Below are 17,859 nucleotides of genomic sequence, written 5' to 3' on the forward strand. Positions count from 1 at the left end.
CTAATTAACTGTATATTTACAAAAATCTAATAAATTTCATTTGTTATTTAAACGACATTAACATGTATTAGATAAAATAGCCCTTGTAATGAATCAATTATTATGAGGAGGATTCACGTGGACAGAAATGCTTTAAGAAAAGTAAAAGGCCTTATTGGATTATTAATGGTTTTTGTATTAGCATTCGTATCATTTCCATGGAGTACATCAGTCAAGGCGGAAGAGAAAAAGCAAGAAAAGGCATCAAGTGAGAAGAAGATAGTTTTTCCAGTTGTAAGTGATGTGCATATTAAAAACAGTGGAACAGATGATACGTTTCGCTGGAAAAGAGCGATTGAACAGTTTAATACACTAGCACCAAAGCAAGATGCATTTGTTATTGTAGGTGATTTCACAGATGCAGGATCAGTGCAGCAATATGATCGTTTCATGCAAGTGTATAATGAAAATGCAAATAAAGATGCCGTGAGAATGAATTCTCTTGGTAACCATGATTATTGGAACGGTTTATCTGTAGAGGGCGCACAGAAGCGTTTCTTAGAAAAAACAGGTATGGAATCAATTTATTATCATAAAGTGGTAAAAGGTTATCACTTCCTTGTTATGTCTCCAGAGAATGGAACAACTCATGGCTATTATTCGGACAAGCAAATTAATTGGTTAAAAGAAGAAATGGCAAAAGCGCAAAAAGATGATCCAGAAAAACCGATTTTTGTATTTTTACATCAACACATTAAAGAGACAGTATACGGTAGTCATGAATGGGGAACACAAGATAGCGCAAAAATTAATGCAGTATTAAAAGAATACCCACAAGTTATTACGTTTTCAGGTCATTCACATTATCCATTAGATGATCCGAGATCGATACATCAAAAAGACTTTACATCAGTTGGTACATCTTCAGTAAGTTATATGGAAGTTGAAGGTGGTAAAGTACAAGGGAATATCCCGCCAGGAGCTAGTACGTTAAGCCAAGGTTTATTAGTAGAAGTAGATGATAAAGAAGTAACGATTAATCGTCGTGATTTCCATACGAATTCTTGGACAGGCGAGCCTTGGAAAATTAAATTACCAGCAAAGAAAGACACATTTACACATGTAGAAGATCGTGATAAAGAAAAGCCATACTTTGCTAAGGATGCAAAGCTTGCTGTATCAAATGTAACAGAAAATGCAGCAACAGTAACATTCCCACAAGCGTTGGACAACCTTCTTGTTCATTCTTACCGTGTACAAGCTAGAGATAAGCAAACGGGAGAAATAAAGAATAAATTGTTAGCATTCTCAGAGTTTTATCGTGATCCAGTGCCGAAAGATCTTACGTTCACGCTTGCAGGGTTAGATGGCGGGAAAACATATACACTTGAAGTCGTTGCAATTGATTCGTTTGGTAATGAAAGTGTGCAGCCGTTAACGGCAGAAATTACTACGAAAAAAGATGATATTGATCCGAATGTAAAAGTGCCAAAGGCTGATGTTTTTGATGTGAATTTTGCAGATGGTACATTTAAAGACAATTCACCATTTGGAACAAAAGGTGATGTGAAGGGCAATGTGACTATTGAATATGATAAAGCATTGAAAAAGAATGTTATGAAGTTAAACGGACAATCTAATACATTTGGATACCTTCCATTTTCAGCAGCACAAAAAGAGAAAGTAGCAAATACATTTACGTTAGAAACGGTATTTTCAATGAATCAAATCCGTGGACAAGGTATTTTGCAAAATACAGAGAGCGGTGGAATTGGATTTGAGTCTACAGGAAGCGGCTATGTTGAATTATGGGCTCACATTGGCGGCAGTTATAAACGTGTTGGAGTTCAATTAGAAGCAAACAAAACATATCACTTAACAGGAACGTATAACGGAAGTGAAGTAGCTATTTATGTCGATGGTAAAAAAGTAAATAGCCAACCAGCTACAGGAAAAGTGTATCATCCAAATGTACCATTTGCACTTGGAGCTGATCCTGATAGTAACGGCAATGGTGGTATTCCGTTAAACGGTAAAATCGCGCTTGCGAAATTATATAGTAAAGCGTTAAGTTCTTCAGAAGTATTAGCAGCGTACAATGAGTTTTCTAACCGTACGAAATTAGAGCAAGTGAACGCGTTATATGAAGAGCTTGGAAAAGGGAAAGAAGTGTTAGCTGGTACGTATGAGTTTGGTGATAAGCCAGGTCAATATTCAAAGGAAGCATTTCAAGAACTAGAGAAAAGCTATAATAATGCAAAACAAGTGTTTGAAAATGTAGGGAGCACGGGAGAGCAAATCGTTCAAACATATAACGAATTAAAAACAGCTAATGTAACATTTGTACAATCTAAAGTAGTAGAACAACCGAAAACACCGAAAGAAAAATTACAAATCAATATTGAATCTGCAAAAGTAGTAGTGAAAAAAGCGCAAGATGCAAATGTAACGGACGGTTCAGTGAAAGCACTGAGTCAAAAAATTACAGTGGCCGAAGCTGTAGTGAAAGATGTAAAAGTAAAAGATACACAGATAGAAACAATGAATCGTACATTAGAGTATACGATTTCACTTGTTGAAAAAAGCATAAACAAATAAGAGAGAAGAAAAGAAGCTTATCATGATAGGCTTCTTTTTTGTTATACTAAAATTAGTATAGAATGAAGGAGCGAATAATTTGGAACAGAAAAAGCTAAAAAGAATTCTTGAATATGTATGGATCGCGGTTGTGCTCCTTGTAGGATATTATTTCTTAAAAGAAAAAAGTATATGGGTTTTATTTTTAATGACGTTTTTATTAGCGGGTTTAGGCACGTTATTTATTAATTTCTTCTTTGATAGTTTAAATGCCTGGAAGAATAAAAAGAAGGGAACGAAGTAAAGGAGGGAATATATGCAAAAGTGGAAGCTCATATATCAGGTGATTATTTTCCTATTGCTTGTAGGTATTGGAATTGTGAAATACGCAACGCCAATAGGAAATTGGGCATGGTTTACAGCTTGCATCGGCATATTTTTCATTTTACAGTCGTTAACGAAAAAATATAATAGTACAGAAAAATAGCTCGCCGCTAAAACGGCGAGCTATTTTGTTATGCTTTTTTCTTTTCATCATTTGTTTTTTCAATAGCTAAATGACTATGTTTCCTAGAGTAGAAGAAATAGAAGCATAAGCCGACTATAAGCCAAACTGCAAAGCTAATCCATGTTGTTTTAGACAAATTGATCATTAAATATAAGCAGCAAAGAATCGCGACAACTGGTAATACAGGTACGAAAGGTGTACGGAATCCACGTTTTAAATCAGGGTGTGTTTTTCGTAAAATAAGTACTGCGCAGCAAACGAATGTAAAGGCTGTTAACGTACCGATGTTTACTAAATTCGCTAGCAAATGTAAGTCTAAAAGGCCTGCTAATAAAGCAGCAACAACGCCAGTAATCCACGTATTTAATAAAGGGATTTTTACTTTTTTATTTACACGTGCTAACGCTTTTGGAAGTAAACCGTCACGGCTCATCGCATACGAAACGCGAACTTGTCCATACATAACGACTAAGAGAACGGTTGTCATTCCAGTCATCGCTCCAACAGCGAGTAGTCCTGCAATTGTATCCTCACCAACGAAATGCAATGCAAATGCAACTGGATCAGAAACGTCTAATTGCGTATAAGGAACCATACCTGTTAAAACGAAAGATACGATCATATATAAAACAGTACAAATAAGAAGAGAACCGATAATACCAATTGGTAAGTCACGCTGCGGTTTTTTCGTTTCTTCTGCAGCTGTTGCGATTGCATCAAATCCTAAGAAGGCGAAGAACACAGTGGCAGCCCCAGTAATAATACCGTCGTATCCGAATGGGATGAACGGTGTCCAGTTTTCAGGTTTTACATATTTTGCACCTGCTACGATAAAAGCGATAATAACGGCTAACTTAATAAGAACCATAATATTATTAATGCGTGCGCTTTCGCGTATACCAAAACTTAAAAGGCCCGTAATAAGAAGTAAAATACAGACAGCAGGTAAATCGATGAGACCACCTTTTCCTACGCCGGGGGCCGAGGCGATTATGGCGGGCAGGTGTATATTGAACCCTTGTAGTAATGATTGCAAATAACCAGACCAACCGACAGCTACTGCTGCAACGGCAAGTAAATATTCGAGCATTAAACACCATCCGACGATGAAGGCGACGACTTCTCCGACTGTCATGTATGCGTAAGTATACACACTTCCTGAGACAGGAATAGAAGAAGCAAATTCAGCGTAACAAAAGGCTACACAAGCACAAGTAAATGCAGCAATAAGGAATGATAGCATAATACCAGGACCAGAATGTTTTGCTGCAACAATACCTGTTAATACAAAGATCCCTGTCCCAATTACGGCGCCGATTCCTAAAAATGTTAAATCGAGTGCAGTTAATGTTCTAGCTAGCTGCTTTGGTGATTCAGTACTAAGCGCTTTTTTTCGTAATAATGACTTCACTTTGGACTCTCCCCCCGTTTTTTCATTTCCATAACTGCGACTATAGTATGAGTCCATTAAAAAAGAGTAAGTAAGGAAGTGGAGGTGCAGTTATGGTATGTAGTTTTTTAAAATTGCTGGATTAATCTTAATATAATTCAGAATATTTTGTCAAATAAAAATATGACAAATAAAATGCGGATCAATAGGGGAAACTACTTGCAGAAATGGACGGGGGTTAACGACCCACTGATTAAAGTTAAAGTAGGAGCAGATGCTATGTTATTTTATTTTGAACTTGTCGTCATTTTACTTTGTACGAAATTAGCTGGTGACATTAGTGTAAGACTTGGTCAGCCTTCTGTACTTGGTAAGTTAATTGTCGGTATTATTATCGGTCCGGCTGTACTTGGTATTATTAATAGTTCTGAACTGATTGATGAATTGAGTGAGATTGGTGTTTTGTTACTTATGTTTATGGCGGGACTTGAAACAGATTTAGAAGAGTTAAATCGGAATTTGAAATCGTCGTTTGCAGTAGCGGCCGGTGGAATTATTTTTCCTTTCATCGGTGGTTATGTAACAGGATTGCTGTTTGGATTAATACAATCCCATGCCATTTTTTTAGGGTTATTACTTTGCGCAACATCGGTTAGTATTACGGTGCAGACGCTACGTGATCTAGGAAAAATGAATACGAGAGAAAGTACAACAATTTTAGGTGCTGCCGTATTTGATGATGTCATTGTCGTTATTTTATTAGCATTTGTAATGAGTTTTTTAGGAACACAAGATGTGAATATAACACTTGTCATTGTAAAGAAAATTATTTTCTTTGTAAGTATTGTTTTTATTGCTTGGAAAGTCGTTCCTTGGATTATGAAAATGCTTGTCCCGCTTCGTGTAACAGAAGCGTTAATTAGCGCGGCTCTTATTATTTGTTTCTCTTTTTCTTATTACAGTGAAATGATGGGAATTGCAGGCATTATTGGAGCATTTGCAGCAGGAATTGCTATTTCTCAAACAGAATATAAGCATGAAGTGGAACATAAAATTGAACCGATTGCTTATGCAATATTTGTTCCAGTATTCTTCGTAAGTATCGGAATGGAAATTACATTTCAAGGCATTGGAAGTCAGCTTTGGTTCATTATTATTATGACTCTCGTTGCGATTTTCACAAAGTTAATCGGATCCGGCTTAGGCGCAAGACTGACAGGATTTAATCGCCAATCTTCTATCAGTATTGGTGCGGGGATGGTATCACGTGGTGAAGTAGCGCTTATCATCGCAGCAAATGGACTTACGGCGAATTTATTAGCGAAAGAAAATTTCACAGCGATTGTTATTGTTGTTATATTGACGACGATTATCACACCGCCACTTTTGAAGAAATATTTTGTATAGACAGGAAGGGCTTATCTGATGTAGGTAAGCTCTTTTTTTATTCCCAAAAGCAATGATCATATAGCATGAAGGGTTTGTAATTATGGTAAAATCTATGTATGTGATATGACAAGGAGAGGGAAGTGTGAAGATTACGAAGGAGAAGGTTATCGGTGTAATCGTACTTATTGCAGTATGTATACCATTTACTGCATGGAAAGAATCAAAAGTGAAAGATTTTCCGGTTTCTATTTTTTCGGAAGAAGCAGATGGTGAGTACGGTCAGAAGCTGAAATATACTGCTTTTTTACCTGATGTTGCGATTTGGATGAACGGTTGGGAAAAGAAGTGGACAGAGGGGGAAAGAACTGTTTATCAAAAAGGGAATCGCATTGTAAATGTGTTTCATCCTCCTGGCGATGATGGTTATTACCTTCTTGAAGCAAGAGAAAATAAGTGAACGCAACCGTAAGAAGTGGAGGTTAAATAGTGAAAGCTTCAACATTACTATTTAAAATTGAAAGTAATATGGATCAATTTTCACCAGCTGAGAAGAAGGTTGCCATGTACATAATGGAGAATGCAGAGATTGTACCGAATTTAACGACGAAAGAAGTGTCAACGAATGCAGGCGCAAGTGAAGCGAGTGTCGTTCGCTTTTGTAAATCGATTGGAATCGGAAGTTTTAAAGCATTTAAGATAGCACTCGTTCGTGAATTAACGATTGCTGATTATAATATTAACGATTTTTCAGTGATGAATACAGAAGATGGACCGTATGATTTATTTAATAAAGTTACTTATGTGAATAAAGCTGCAATTGAGGCGAGTGTTACTGCGATAGATAAGAAGGAACTTGAGAAAGCAGCGGATCGTATCGTCCATGCGGGCAAAATTATATTTTACGGCGTAGGTGGATCAGCTACGCCAGCGATGGATGGGGCGTATAAATTTACACGGCTCGGATTTACAGCGATGATGCTATCTGATTTTCATATGATGTTGCCGCTTGTGACGAATTTAAAAGAAGGCGATATATTTGTTGCGATTTCAACATCTGGTCGAACGAGAGATGTGCTTGAAATGGCGCAGTATGCAAAGAGACAAGGTGCAACTGTTATTGGAATTACGAAATTAGATCAATCATCACCCCTATATAAAGAAGCGGATATTCGCCTTTGTATGCCAGATGTAGAACAAGATCATCGTATTGCGAGTATTGCTTCGAGAATGACACAATTGAATATGATCGATGCTTTATATGTTATTACTTTCAATCGAATTGGTAATAAAGTATTGGATCAATTTATGGAGACGCGAGAAGAAGCGTTGCGGTTACGGAAGTTAAAGTAGAAGAAAAGATGAGGAGACTCATCTTTTTTATTATCTTTGACACAAATATGTCATGTTGTGAAATTTTATTTCATAAAATAAGAAAGGGTTATTGATTTTTAGTTTCTTAAAGTTATAATAAAAGTGTGAAATATAATTTCAAAGAGGGTGGAAATATGTTAGAAAATTTATCGACAGAACATCGTAATGAGAAAACAATGAATCTGGATGAAATGAGCATAAAAGAAGTATTGCAAAGTATGAATGAAGAAGATCGAACTGTTGCGTTAGCAGTTGAAAAAGAGATAGAACAAATTGAAAAGGTTGTACAGACTGTTATTAAATCTTTTGAAGAAGAGGGACGCTTAATTTACATTGGTGCTGGTACGAGTGGTCGTTTAGGTATCCTAGATGCAGTGGAATGTCCGCCGACATTTGGCACGAATGATAAAATGGTGCAAGGATTTATAGCAGGTGGATTGAAAGCGTTTACTAAGGCGGTGGAAGGTGCCGAAGATCGCGAAGAGTTAGCAGAAGAAGATTTAAAAAGTATTGGATTAAATGAGAAAGATACAGTGATTGGAATTGCTGCCAGTGGCAGAACTCCTTACGTAATTGGCGGCTTGAAATACGCACAGAGCGTAGGAGCGAGTACAGCGAGTATTTCTTGTAATAAAAATGCTGAAATAAGTAAATATGCAAATTTAAATGTGGAAGTAGAAACAGGTGCAGAAATATTAACAGGATCAACGCGTTTAAAAGCTGGTACAGCACAAAAATTAGTGCTGAATATGATTTCAACAGCTTCGATGATTGGTGTAGGAAAAGTATATAAAAACTTAATGGTAGATGTTCAATCCACAAATGAAAAGTTAGTAGAACGGTCAAAACGAATTATTGTGGAAGCAACAGGCGCTAGTTATGAAGTAGCGGCAGAGTATTATGAAAAGGCAGAACGTAACGTAAAAGCTGCCATTGTTATGGTGTTGTTGCAGTGTGAGTATGGGGAAGCACTGGAGAAACTAAAATACGCAAAAGGGTTTGTGAAGAAAGCACTATAAAGTAATAGGGAGGGGGATTCTATTATGAAGAAAGAAGAGAGAATGGCCAAGGAAATTTCGGAGCAACTTGGTGGAATAAAAAATATTCGTAGTATTGCTCATTGTATGACGAGACTACGTTTAACGCTTCATGATGAAAGTAAAGTAAATATGGACCTTTTGAAAAAAGTTGAAGGCGTTATGGGTGTTATAGAAGATGAGACGCTTCAAGTTGTCGTTGGTCCAGGAACAGTAAATAAAGTAGCAGCAGAAATGGAAGGTTTGACAGGACTACGAATTGGTGAGGTAGCAGATCATCACCTTGAAGATATTGGGCAAGAGATGAAATCAGAGATTAAGAAGAAAAATAATACACCGGTGAAAAACTTTTTACGAAAAATAGGAAGTATTTTCATCCCATTAATTCCGGGGCTTGTTGCGTCAGGAATTATAAACGGGGTTGCTAACTTTGCGAAAAATGCTGGTGCTGATCCAAATGCAACGTGGTTACAAATGTTACTACTCATTGGCGGCGGTATCTTTATATTCTTAGGAATTTTAGTCGGCTGGAATACAGCGAAAGAATTTGGCGGGACACCGGTTCTTGGGGCAATTGCTGGTATTTTAATTTTCAACCCGGCGATGGCAAACGTAAAATTGTTTGGTGAAGCATTAGTGCCCGGACGGGGCGGATTGTTTGCAGTTATTTTTGCAGCATGGCTTATGGTTGTAGTGGAAAGACAAGTTCGAAAAGCAGTGCCAAACGCAGTTGATATTATCGTGACACCACTCATTACTGTATTAGTTGTAAGTATCGTAACGATGTTAGCCATTCAGCCATTAGCAGGTTTCTTATCAGATGGTATTACGAGCGGAATTAATGCTATTTTAAATATTGGCGGAGCATTTGCTGGCGCAGTACTTGCGGGAACATTTTTACCTCTCGTTATGGTCGGATTGCATCACGGTTTAACACCAATTCATATGGAATTTATTAATCAAACACACGTAACACCTTTATTACCAGTGCTCGCAATGGCTGGTGCTGGCCAAGTGGGCGCAGCAATTGCGATTTATGTGAAAACAAAAAACAAACGACTTCGAAATGTAATTAAAGGTGGATTGCCAGTTGGCTTTTTAGGAATTGGTGAGCCGTTATTATACGGGGTGACATTACCACTTGGGAAACCGTTTATTACTGCTTGTTTAGGAGCGGCTGTCGGTGGTGCATTCCAAGCAGTTATGCAAACAGCTTCTCTTGGAATTGGCGTATCAGGGCTATCTTTAATTCCGTTAATTGCTGACAATAAATATTTACTCTATTTCTTAGGTTTAGTAATTGCATATGCTTTCGGATTTATCTTTACGTACTTCTTCGGATTTAAAGAAGAAATGGCAGAAAACATATAGAGAAAGGGATTCCTTTCTCTTTTTCTATTAATAGAAAGGGAGATTTATATGATCGGAGTTTCCATTTATCTTTCAAAAGAACGAGTAGAGAAACAAGAAGAGTGGCTAAAAGTAGCGAAGGAAAATGGGTTTACATCTATTTTTACATCACTGCACATTCCAGAAGATGATCCAAATACGTATAAAGAGTTAATTCAAATATTAGGGAAACAAGCTCTTGCACATGAAATGGAGTTAATGGTTGATGTTTCTCCAAAATCGTTACATCATTTAGGGCTAACATATGAAAATGTGGAAGAACTATTGGACTGGGGCATTACCGGTTTAAGAATGGATTACGGCATTGCGCCAAAAGAAATTGCAAGCGTATCTCATAAGATGGAAGTAGCTTTAAATGCGAGTACGATTACAAAGCCATTTTGGAAAGAATTACTTGCAGAACATATAAGAGTAGAGAATGTAGAAGCGTGGCATAATTTTTATCCACGTCCAGAGACGGGACTAGCAAAGTCCTTCTTACAAAAACAAAATCAATATTTACAGGAGTGCGGAATAAAAACGATGGCATTTATTCCAGGAGATGCGGAAAAACGTGGTCCGTTATATGAAGGTTTACCAACGTTAGAAAAACATCGCAATATGCGCCCGCTTGAAGCGTACTTAGAACTTGTTCAAGATTGTGGTGTTGATAAAGTATTGATTGGAGATATAAGCGCAAGTTTGGAAAGTATGCAAGAAGTAGCTAGTGCAAGTAGAGGGATTATTCCATTGCGTTACAAATCATTTATAACTGATAAAGAAGTATTAAAAGTGGTAGAGCAAGTGCATACAAATAGACTAGATCCGGCTCGTGATGTTATTCGATCTGTAGAATCAAGGGAAGGAAATAGAGTGGTTTTACAGCCGATGCATACAATTGTAAGAAAGAAAGGCAGCATTACAATTGATAATGAATTGTACGGTAGATATGCAGGGGAGATGCAAGTTGCTACACATGATTTACTTGTAGATGAGAAAGTGAATGTTGTTGGAATAGTTGTGGAAGAGGATGTTTCTTTACTGCCTTATATTGGCGCTGGAAAAATGTTTCAACTTTTTCTATGCGATAGAATAAAAGCTTGAATTAGCGCTATTTTGTAGGAAAACATTATCCGTAAAACGGATAATGTTTTTTGTTTTCTTTAAAAAAGTATTTGACGAATGAAATAAAATACCGTATTGTTTTGACTTGTAAATAAAAGTTCACCATAACAAAACAAAAAGGAGAGTTCAAAATGAATCAATATATTGGGAATTTAATTATTCGTATCGTGTTAGGAGTTACGTTCTTTGCACACGGTTTAGCAAAGTTTCAATCAGGTATCGATAATGTAGCAGGATGGTTTACAAGCATCGGTTTACCAGGTGGCCTTGCATACGGCGTAGCAACTGTAGAATTAGTTGGTGGTATATTATTAATTATCGGTTTAGGTGTACGATATGTAGGATTGTTATTCGCTCTTATTTTAGCTGGAGCTATCGTAAAGGTAAATGGAGCAGCAGGTTTATTAGGAGATGGAAAGAATCCAGGATATGAATTAGATCTTGCATTATTATCAATGGGTGCGTATTTATTCGTAGTAAAAGCAGAAGGATATGTAGATCGTTTCTTAAAAGAGAAAGTAATGAAAACGAAGTAAATTTTATTTATAAATGTTGACTTGAAGAAGTATTGTAACTATAATGATTACAACAAATAGATTAAGAGTAAAACAATTTAAATATTTTTTTACACAAGATGTAACTGTATAGGTTACATCTTGTGTAAAAATAAATAAACGGGAGGAAGTAATATGCCTAAATCAAATTTAGAAATTATTCAAAGCACGTATGAAGGATCAGCGTCTTCGAATGCAAAGCATTTAGCAGAAGCCTTCTCTGAAAAAGTGGAATGGACAGAGGCAGAAGGTTTCCCGTACGGCGGAACATATAAAGGCGTAGAAGCTATAATGGAAAATGTATTTAGCCGTTTAGGATCAGACTGGGATGATTATAAAGCAAGTGTAAATACATATCATGAAGTAAACGGAAAAGATGTAATTGTTGCTGAAGGTATGTATTCTGGAGTTTATAAAGAAACAGGAAAATCATTTGAAGCAGAATTTGTTCATGTATGGCAGCTTGAAAATGGAAAAATCGTGAAGTTTAAGCAGTATGTAGATAGTCATATTGTTAGGGAAGCGATGAAGAGCTAATGCTTTTTAAATGGATTGTAGGTACATGTATTACCATTATGGTAATCATCTCTTCTATAGTTGGCGGAAAGAAATTGCTTGCATATGTGGAAAAAGAAAATACAAATATTCAAACCGAGCGAGCGGCAAACGAAAAAGAGAAAAAAGCTGCAGAAGAAGCCCCGCAAATTAGTGAAGGTGAAATTATTTCTACTATGCATAAAATGGTGCACCAAAAGGTAAAATCCTCTGAAAAATGGGGATTTGTAGAGATGACAAAAAAGGAAATTTCTAATGTAAAAAGAGATATTGAAAATAGTACAGGTTTTCAATATAAAATGAAGTTATTTTCTATTATAAATAGATGGGAAAAAGGAGATTTTTCTCAAACTGTTGAGGAGCATAACTTTTTATGGAGCCTTCAAGGTGGAGATACTGGCAAGGCGACGGAACGTTTATCGCCAGAAGAGGAAAAGCAGTATATAAAAGAAATGAAGAGAAAATAAAAACATCGCCAACCCAGATGACGATGTTTTTTCATTAAGAATGTTTTCGCATTAAAGGTCTAACAGGCTGAACGGCAACAGTTTTAAAATGAGAAAATAAATAACATCCTGTTACAACGACAATTGTCCCTAAAATTTGTATCCACGTTAATTCTTCTCCGAGGAATATGAATGCTAAAATGGCTGTGAAAATTGGATTGAAGTTTAGAAAAATACCTGATGTAGTTGCGCCTAATTTTTGTACACCAATATTCCAAAATACCATACAAAGAACTGTCGAAATAAGCCCAGTATATAAAAGTGATGTGATGAAAGAAGTATTTATATTTGAAACAGTGAAGCTACCTATGTTAAACGGTAGTAATAAAATAACGCCGAAAATACCAGAGTACAACGTTGCCATAAGTGGTGTAGTTGTTTTTGTTGCCCATTTACTACAAACAGAATAGATTCCCCAAATACAAACTGCTGCAATCATCCATAAATCGCCGCTATTAAAATGTAGTGAAAATAAAAGCGAGAAATCACCTTTTAATAGGACGAGGATAACCCCGAAGAATGAAAGAATCATGGATAGGATTTGAAGTGTATTTACTTTTTCTTTTAGAAATAATACTGAAAATAATGCGATTGAAATTGCATTCAATGTAGAGATAAGACCTACATTCGTAGCGGATGTTTTTTCTAATGCTAAAAATTGAAAGATGTTAAAAAGAGCGACCCCTGAAATTCCCATCAATATTAAAGGAAGTATTGCGGTACGTGGTGGAAGGATTTTCTTTTCTTTAAACCATACCATCGGTAATAAACAAACAATCGCAATCATCCATCTTAAATTTGTCAGTGTCATCGGCGATGCATGATCGACGAGTGATTTTCCAACGACAAAATTTCCTCCCCATAATAAGCTCGTTAGTAATAGTAAAAAGACGTAAAAATAAGGCATGCTAAAATCCCCTTTTTTGTAATCAATACGAATTGTAAATAATTTTAGCATTTTTCTTTATTGTGTAATATATTCTTTTGTATAATGGTGAAAACTCGATAAAATCTTTAGTTATGAATGATATTTACGGAATGATATTCAGTTTTTTGTAAGGTATAAGGTGTTTTTTCGAATAATCATCGGTAAGAAAAAAGGGGGAATTGTAATGGAGTCGTCTGTTATTAAAGTGTTGGATGATTTGGATGTACAAATTTTAGATATATTGCAGAAGGAGTCACAAGTAAGTAATGCAGAGCTGGCACGTCGCGTTAATTTATCACCGGCTGCGATGCATGCAAGAATAAAAAGATTGGATGGGGAAGGTTTCATCGATAAGCAAGTTGCGATTTTAAATCAAGAAAAGCTTGGGTTTGATTTATTATGTTTTATTTTTATGAGTACAAATATTCATCAATTTGACAAGCTGGAAGTGTTGGAGAAAGAATTAGAATCGATGCCGGAAGTGTTAGAATGTCACTGTTTAACAGGAGAGTACGATTATTTATTAAAGGTTGCAAATCGTGATCGTAAAGAACTAGAGCAGTTTATTAGAAAGTTGAATAAGCTTGGTATTACAAGGATACAGACAAGTTTAGCACTTCGTGAAATTAAATATTCGACGGTATTGCCGATACGAAATGAGGAACCGAGCATCGATTAGATTGCTTGGTTTTTTGTTTGTATAAATTGATTGACGAGGAGAAAAGAGAGATGTATTATTATATAAAATTATGAATTAAAATTCATTTTGAGTTATAAATATTAATATTGAGGGGCAAGGGGATGTAATATGAAAATCTGTAATGCGGTGACGAGTGATGTGAAAGAAATTTATAGTCTTATTGAGGTTTATGCAAAAGAGGGAGTTGTTTTACCACGTTCTCTTTTGTCTCTTTATCAATATTTGCAATGTTTATATGTTATGAAAGAAGATGAGAGAATTGTTGGAGTTGCTGGATTGCATGTATTAGGAGAAGATCTTGCAGAAATACGATCGTTAGTAGTTTCGCATACATATGCAGGGAAAGGGATAGGGCGTATGCTTGTAAATCATGTAATGGAGGAAGCTACGAAAATAAATGTAAGAAGAGTAATTTCCTTAACATATGAAACAGTATTTTTTCAAAAGTGTGGATTTGATTTTATAAATAAAGAAGCGTTGCCAGAGAAAGTATGGATTGATTGTAGACATTGTCCAAAGGTGGATTATTGTGATGAAGTGGCGATGGTGCGGTATGTTGGATGAAAATTTTATAGAGAAAAAGTTCCCACTATTATTTACATATATAGTGGGAACATATATTTCCATAAGAAATGGACAGGTTATTAAGAATTTGAATTCTTTTGTCTCACGGCAAAATTATAAAGTGGATCTTTAAGTTCATAGTTATACGTTAAACCGTCGACAATTCCTACAACTTTATCATTATCATAAAGGTCGAGCATAAATTGTGCCATTTGTTTTGCAGTGTGGAATTTTGGTACAACATTATCATATTGGAATTCATCAATATCAAATGAACGCTTCGCAAATTCTGTTTCAGTTGCAGCAGGAGCTAAAACTTTTGCTTGCAGTTTTGCGCCTTGTTCTTTCAGTTCGTGAGACAGCCCTTCTGTAAATGCACTTACATAGAATTTCGTAGCGCAATACGTAACAGCATCAGCAACAATTGTGTATCCGCCGCCCGATGAAATGTTAATAAGCTGTGTTCCATCAATCATTGAATAATCTCGAACGAAAAGAGAAGAGAGTATTGTTAGTGCTTCTATATTGACATGCAACATCGTCTCTATTTTATTTAAATTTTGTTCAGCAATTGAGGCGAAATTACCAAAACCTGCGTTGTTAATCCACGTTTCAATTTGAAAAGCTTGTAGGCTTTCATAAAGTTTATAAACATCTTCAGTCACAGATAAATCAGTTTTTCGAATGACAACATCCAACTCAGGATGCATTTCGTTAATTTTCAATTTTAATCCGTTTAATTCTTCTTGTCTTCGAGCTACAAGTACTAAATTTTTTCCGCGAGATGCAAATGCTAAAGCGGCTGCATAACCAATTCCGGAACTTGCGCCAGTAATAACCGTGTATTTCATATAAAATCCCCCTAAATTCAAATTCATTTATGGTTAGATTGTATTTGTTAGAGTATACTCTAAGTCAAACGTTTTTTATAAATTTGATACGGTTATAAAATATATGAGGGTAAGCATGTGAAGGGAGTTTTAGTATGTACACAATTAGCGAGGTAGCAAAATTATTAGGCGTGAGCACACATACACTACGTTATTATGAAAAGGAAAATATATTAATTGCAAATCGTGATACAAATGGAAATCGACTTTACGAAGAGTCACATATAAAGTGGTTGCAGTTTGTAATGAAATTAAAACAAACGCAAATGCCAATAGCGAAAATAAGAGAATACGCTAGATTATATACAGAAGGGGAGCATACAACAGAAGCTCGTTTACAGCTCCTAGAAGATCATAGGAAATCTATTCAGATTCAAAGAGAAAACTTAGAGGTTACAGAGAAGATGCTTGAGAATAAAATTAGTGCATACAAAAACTTATTGGAAAATAAATAGATGGTTGTTATGTGATGAAAAATGGATTTGATCTATGAGTATTTCATCATAAGTGTGCGGACAAATAAAAAAGAGCAGCTAGCAAAAGCTAACTGCTCCATTCAAGGGATCTCTCCAAGGGGGAGTGGAGAAAATATTATGTTACTAGCAGTATTGACAGATTATTGAGAAATATACAAATCAGATGAAAGAAATTTTAAATAAACTTTCGGCATTGACAGTTTTTAAAATGTTCATGTACAATATATATGAATGACATTCAGTCATTTTTATGTGCCAGGATGCAGTTAGCTTAGAAGTGGAACAAATACAATGGTAAATGAGGATGATAGTTGTTTTTATATAGTATTGATGAAAGAGTATATTTTTTTAAAACAAAATGACTGATAGTCAGTCATAAGAGGTGAGAGGTATGAAAAATAGAGCATGGTTATATGTCATATTAACATGTATCTTTGAAATTTTTTGGGTGTTTGGTTTTAATACGGCTAATACTTGGTGGCATTGGATTATTATTTTAGGAGTTATCGCTGTTGATTTTCACTTCCTTTCTAAAGCGTGTGAACATCTTGCAACAGGGACTGTATATGCTGTTTTCGCCGGAGCTGGTACGGTAGGTACTTTTTTAATGGATGTATTTCTTTTCGGCGGAAGTTTCAGTGTAGGGAAGTTATTTTTTATCGTGATGGTTGTAGCTGGCGTTATCGGTTTAAAGCTAGCTGATAATAAAGAAGAAACTGTGGAAGGAGCTGCTTAAAAATGGGTTGGTTTTTCGTATTTTGTGCTGCAATTAGTGAAATAGTCGGTGTGATAGGACTTAAAATGTATAGTAAAGATAAGACATTAGCCAATGGTGCGATTTATATAGGCGGGTTTGCTACATCCTTCGCATTCTTGTATACATCTTTCTTATTTTTACAAGTCAGTGTCGCGTATGCGGTTTGGATCGGTATTGGAACAGCAGGTGCAGTTTTATTAAACATGTTTTTGTTTGGTGAGTCGAAAAGTAAAGCGCGTATTATTAGTGTGTTTCTTATTGTATGTGGAGTGACAGGATTAAAGGCACTTTCTTAAAGATATATTGTATTTTTATCTCCTAATTGTTTATTAGGAGATTTTATTATAAAAAAATGACGTCCTCTTAGAGTTCACTATCATTGACAGTACAATCAATTATCTTATAAAATGAGTGACAGTCATTCAATATGCGTGTGAAAGGGTTTAGATGATGAATAAAAAAGAGAAAATTGTCTATGCAGCGATTGAAGTATTTCAGGAAAAGGGCGTCGAAAAAACGAAGATTTCTGATATTGTGAAATTAGCTGGCATTGCGCAAGGAACTTTCTATTTATATTTTCCTTCTAAGCTATCTGTTATGCCTGCAATAGCAGAAGTGATGGTTGAAAAGATGATACTTGCAGTGAAAGAAAAAGTACAAAAAGATGTACCTTTTTCAAATAAAGTGGCACAAGTAATCGATGCGGTGTTTCACTTTATAGAGGAATACCGTGAAATACAAGCTTTAATGTATGCGGGTCTTGCATCTACGGAACATATAAAAGAGTGGGAAGCTGTGTATGAGCCTCTTTATATGTGGTTAAGCGAATTTTTAAGTGAGGCGAAAGAAGCTGGTGAAATTCGTGATTCGGTTCACGCAGAACGAACAGCGAAGTTATTTATTGCCCTTGTTGAATCAGCAGCGGAACAAGTTTATTTATATGATCATAAAGATGATGAGCAAGTGGATTTGCAAAAGGCAGAAGTACTAGATTTTTTAACACATGCACTACATATAAAGAAGTAGTAAGATGAACCTGTCTGAAAAGGTAGGTTCATTTTTGAGGAAAACTGAATGATAGTCATTCACCTAATGCTTATGTATGTGTAGAAGGATAGAGTGAAATTCTAATGAGTGGAGGCATCTTCACTCATTACTAGCCCG

Annotated in this window: 21 protein-coding genes; 18 read left to right on the plus strand and 3 right to left on the minus strand. The window is 35.8% G+C overall.

Going from position 1 to position 17,859, the window contains the following annotated elements:
- Positions 1–117: 117 nt before the first annotated feature.
- The 3 genes from C3Y97_RS04320 to C3Y97_RS27690 all read left to right on the plus strand — a co-directional run bounded on the left by C3Y97_RS04320 (position 118) and on the right by C3Y97_RS27690 (position 3,043).
- Entirely contained in the window at positions 118–2,577 is a 2,460-nt protein-coding gene (locus C3Y97_RS04320) for a LamG-like jellyroll fold domain-containing protein (protein WP_136363044.1), read from the plus strand.
- Positions 2,578–2,656: 79 nt separating this feature from the next.
- Positions 2,657–2,860 (plus strand): hypothetical protein, encoded by a 204-nt coding sequence (locus C3Y97_RS04325; RefSeq protein ID WP_000435797.1) that lies wholly within the window; start codon positions 2,657–2,659, stop codon positions 2,858–2,860.
- Between the two features lie 12 nt (positions 2,861–2,872).
- Positions 2,873–3,043 (plus strand): hypothetical protein, encoded by a 171-nt coding sequence (locus tag C3Y97_RS27690; RefSeq protein ID WP_001174838.1) that lies wholly within the window; start codon positions 2,873–2,875, stop codon positions 3,041–3,043.
- 28 nt (positions 3,044–3,071) lie between these two features.
- On the opposite strand, the gene bcaP is transcribed toward C3Y97_RS27690, so the two are convergent.
- A complete protein-coding gene (gene bcaP / locus C3Y97_RS04330; RefSeq protein ID WP_002040681.1) occupies positions 3,072–4,532 on the minus strand; it encodes a branched-chain amino acid transporter BcaP in 1,461 nt (486 codons plus the stop codon).
- A 105-nt stretch (positions 4,533–4,637) separates the two neighbouring features.
- On the opposite strand from bcaP, the gene C3Y97_RS04335 reads away from it, so the two are divergent.
- The 9 genes from C3Y97_RS04335 to C3Y97_RS04375 all read left to right on the plus strand — a co-directional run bounded on the left by C3Y97_RS04335 (position 4,638) and on the right by C3Y97_RS04375 (position 12,341).
- Complete coding sequence (locus C3Y97_RS04335; RefSeq protein ID WP_060852387.1) at positions 4,638–5,861, plus strand: cation:proton antiporter; 1,224 nt, start codon at positions 4,638–4,640, stop codon at positions 5,859–5,861.
- A 124-nt stretch (positions 5,862–5,985) separates the two neighbouring features.
- Positions 5,986–6,300, plus strand: coding sequence for a hypothetical protein (locus tag C3Y97_RS04340; protein ID WP_000704958.1), 315 nt, complete (start codon positions 5,986–5,988; stop codon positions 6,298–6,300).
- Positions 6,301–6,329: 29 nt separating this feature from the next.
- The gene (locus C3Y97_RS04345; RefSeq protein ID WP_136363046.1) at positions 6,330–7,193 is read left to right on the plus strand and encodes a MurR/RpiR family transcriptional regulator; all 864 of its coding nucleotides are present in this window, start codon (positions 6,330–6,332) and stop codon (positions 7,191–7,193) included.
- Positions 7,194–7,348: 155 nt separating this feature from the next.
- Entirely contained in the window at positions 7,349–8,233 is an 885-nt protein-coding gene (gene murQ / locus C3Y97_RS04350; protein ID WP_136363048.1) for an N-acetylmuramic acid 6-phosphate etherase, read from the plus strand.
- 24 nt (positions 8,234–8,257) lie between these two features.
- A complete protein-coding gene (locus C3Y97_RS04355) occupies positions 8,258–9,622 on the plus strand; it encodes a PTS transporter subunit EIIC (protein ID WP_136363049.1) in 1,365 nt (454 codons plus the stop codon).
- Between the two features lie 48 nt (positions 9,623–9,670).
- Positions 9,671–10,744 (plus strand): DUF871 domain-containing protein, encoded by a 1,074-nt coding sequence (locus tag C3Y97_RS04360; RefSeq protein ID WP_136363051.1) that lies wholly within the window; start codon positions 9,671–9,673, stop codon positions 10,742–10,744.
- Positions 10,745–10,896: 152 nt separating this feature from the next.
- A complete protein-coding gene (locus tag C3Y97_RS04365) occupies positions 10,897–11,301 on the plus strand; it encodes a DoxX family protein (protein ID WP_001077751.1) in 405 nt (134 codons plus the stop codon).
- Between the two features lie 153 nt (positions 11,302–11,454).
- Positions 11,455–11,856, plus strand: a complete 402-nt coding sequence (locus C3Y97_RS04370; RefSeq protein WP_001126699.1) for a nuclear transport factor 2 family protein — start codon at positions 11,455–11,457, stop codon at positions 11,854–11,856.
- Positions 11,856–12,341, plus strand: coding sequence for a PRK06770 family protein (locus tag C3Y97_RS04375; RefSeq protein WP_098583752.1), 486 nt, complete (start codon positions 11,856–11,858; stop codon positions 12,339–12,341). Before C3Y97_RS04370 ends, C3Y97_RS04375 begins: the two co-directional genes overlap by 1 nt.
- A gap of 34 nt (positions 12,342–12,375) precedes the next feature.
- Here the strand turns inward: C3Y97_RS04375 and C3Y97_RS04380 are convergent, their stop codons facing one another.
- Positions 12,376–13,287, minus strand: a complete 912-nt coding sequence (locus C3Y97_RS04380) for a DMT family transporter (protein WP_001146242.1) — start codon at positions 13,285–13,287, stop codon at positions 12,376–12,378.
- Between the two features lie 205 nt (positions 13,288–13,492).
- Here C3Y97_RS04380 and C3Y97_RS04385 point away from each other — a divergent pair, with 205 nt between their 5' ends.
- Both C3Y97_RS04385 and C3Y97_RS04390 read left to right on the plus strand, forming a co-directional pair.
- Positions 13,493–13,987 (plus strand): Lrp/AsnC family transcriptional regulator, encoded by a 495-nt coding sequence (locus tag C3Y97_RS04385; RefSeq protein ID WP_000446097.1) that lies wholly within the window; start codon positions 13,493–13,495, stop codon positions 13,985–13,987.
- 129 nt (positions 13,988–14,116) lie between these two features.
- The gene (locus C3Y97_RS04390) at positions 14,117–14,572 is read left to right on the plus strand and encodes an N-acetyltransferase (RefSeq protein ID WP_000686663.1); all 456 of its coding nucleotides are present in this window, start codon (positions 14,117–14,119) and stop codon (positions 14,570–14,572) included.
- An 80-nt stretch (positions 14,573–14,652) separates the two neighbouring features.
- On the opposite strand, the gene C3Y97_RS04395 is transcribed toward C3Y97_RS04390, so the two are convergent.
- Positions 14,653–15,423 (minus strand): SDR family NAD(P)-dependent oxidoreductase, encoded by a 771-nt coding sequence (locus tag C3Y97_RS04395; protein WP_071740644.1) that lies wholly within the window; start codon positions 15,421–15,423, stop codon positions 14,653–14,655.
- Positions 15,424–15,557: 134 nt separating this feature from the next.
- Between C3Y97_RS04395 and C3Y97_RS04400 the strand changes: the two genes are divergently transcribed.
- The 4 genes from C3Y97_RS04400 (at position 15,558) to C3Y97_RS04415 (ending at position 17,721) form a co-directional block, all read left to right on the plus strand.
- Positions 15,558–15,917, plus strand: coding sequence for a MerR family transcriptional regulator (locus C3Y97_RS04400; protein ID WP_000288068.1), 360 nt, complete (start codon positions 15,558–15,560; stop codon positions 15,915–15,917).
- 412 nt (positions 15,918–16,329) lie between these two features.
- A complete protein-coding gene (locus C3Y97_RS04405) occupies positions 16,330–16,674 on the plus strand; it encodes a DMT family transporter (protein ID WP_000796022.1) in 345 nt (114 codons plus the stop codon).
- Positions 16,675–16,676: 2 nt separating this feature from the next.
- Complete coding sequence (locus tag C3Y97_RS04410) at positions 16,677–16,991, plus strand: DMT family transporter (RefSeq protein WP_000539671.1); 315 nt, start codon at positions 16,677–16,679, stop codon at positions 16,989–16,991.
- Between the two features lie 151 nt (positions 16,992–17,142).
- Positions 17,143–17,721 (plus strand): TetR/AcrR family transcriptional regulator, encoded by a 579-nt coding sequence (locus tag C3Y97_RS04415; RefSeq protein WP_002025356.1) that lies wholly within the window; start codon positions 17,143–17,145, stop codon positions 17,719–17,721.
- The last annotated feature ends 138 nt before the right edge of the window (positions 17,722–17,859 follow it).

This window comes from Bacillus sp. DU-106, assembly GCF_004799705.1.
GTDB classification, from domain to species: domain Bacteria; phylum Bacillota; class Bacilli; order Bacillales; family Bacillaceae_G; genus Bacillus_A; species Bacillus_A cereus.

Bases quoted from the DNA above. Each gene is read 5' to 3' on its own strand.
- C3Y97_RS04355 (WP_136363049.1), top strand. From the start codon at position 8,258: ATGAAGAAAGAAGAGAGAATGGCCAAGGAAATTTCGGAGCAACTTGGT.
- C3Y97_RS04335 (WP_060852387.1), top strand. From the start codon at position 4,638: ATGACAAATAAAATGCGGATCAATAGGGGAAACTACTTGCAGAAATGG.
- C3Y97_RS04415 (WP_002025356.1), top strand. From the start codon at position 17,143: ATGATGAATAAAAAAGAGAAAATTGTCTATGCAGCGATTGAAGTATTT.
- C3Y97_RS04395 (WP_071740644.1), bottom strand. From the start codon at position 15,423: ATGAAATACACGGTTATTACTGGCGCAAGTTCCGGAATTGGTTATGCA.
- C3Y97_RS04375 (WP_098583752.1), top strand. From the start codon at position 11,856: ATGCTTTTTAAATGGATTGTAGGTACATGTATTACCATTATGGTAATC.
- murQ (WP_136363048.1), top strand. From the start codon at position 7,349: ATGTTAGAAAATTTATCGACAGAACATCGTAATGAGAAAACAATGAAT.
- C3Y97_RS04400 (WP_000288068.1), top strand. From the start codon at position 15,558: ATGTACACAATTAGCGAGGTAGCAAAATTATTAGGCGTGAGCACACAT.
- C3Y97_RS04370 (WP_001126699.1), top strand. From the start codon at position 11,455: ATGCCTAAATCAAATTTAGAAATTATTCAAAGCACGTATGAAGGATCA.
- bcaP (WP_002040681.1), bottom strand. From the start codon at position 4,532: ATGGACTCATACTATAGTCGCAGTTATGGAAATGAAAAAACGGGGGGA.
- C3Y97_RS27690 (WP_001174838.1), top strand. From the start codon at position 2,873: ATGCAAAAGTGGAAGCTCATATATCAGGTGATTATTTTCCTATTGCTT.
- C3Y97_RS04380 (WP_001146242.1), bottom strand. From the start codon at position 13,287: ATGCCTTATTTTTACGTCTTTTTACTATTACTAACGAGCTTATTATGG.
- C3Y97_RS04365 (WP_001077751.1), top strand. From the start codon at position 10,897: ATGAATCAATATATTGGGAATTTAATTATTCGTATCGTGTTAGGAGTT.
- C3Y97_RS04385 (WP_000446097.1), top strand. From the start codon at position 13,493: ATGGAGTCGTCTGTTATTAAAGTGTTGGATGATTTGGATGTACAAATT.
- C3Y97_RS04360 (WP_136363051.1), top strand. From the start codon at position 9,671: ATGATCGGAGTTTCCATTTATCTTTCAAAAGAACGAGTAGAGAAACAA.
- C3Y97_RS04405 (WP_000796022.1), top strand. From the start codon at position 16,330: ATGAAAAATAGAGCATGGTTATATGTCATATTAACATGTATCTTTGAA.
- C3Y97_RS04410 (WP_000539671.1), top strand. From the start codon at position 16,677: ATGGGTTGGTTTTTCGTATTTTGTGCTGCAATTAGTGAAATAGTCGGT.
- C3Y97_RS04390 (WP_000686663.1), top strand. From the start codon at position 14,117: ATGAAAATCTGTAATGCGGTGACGAGTGATGTGAAAGAAATTTATAGT.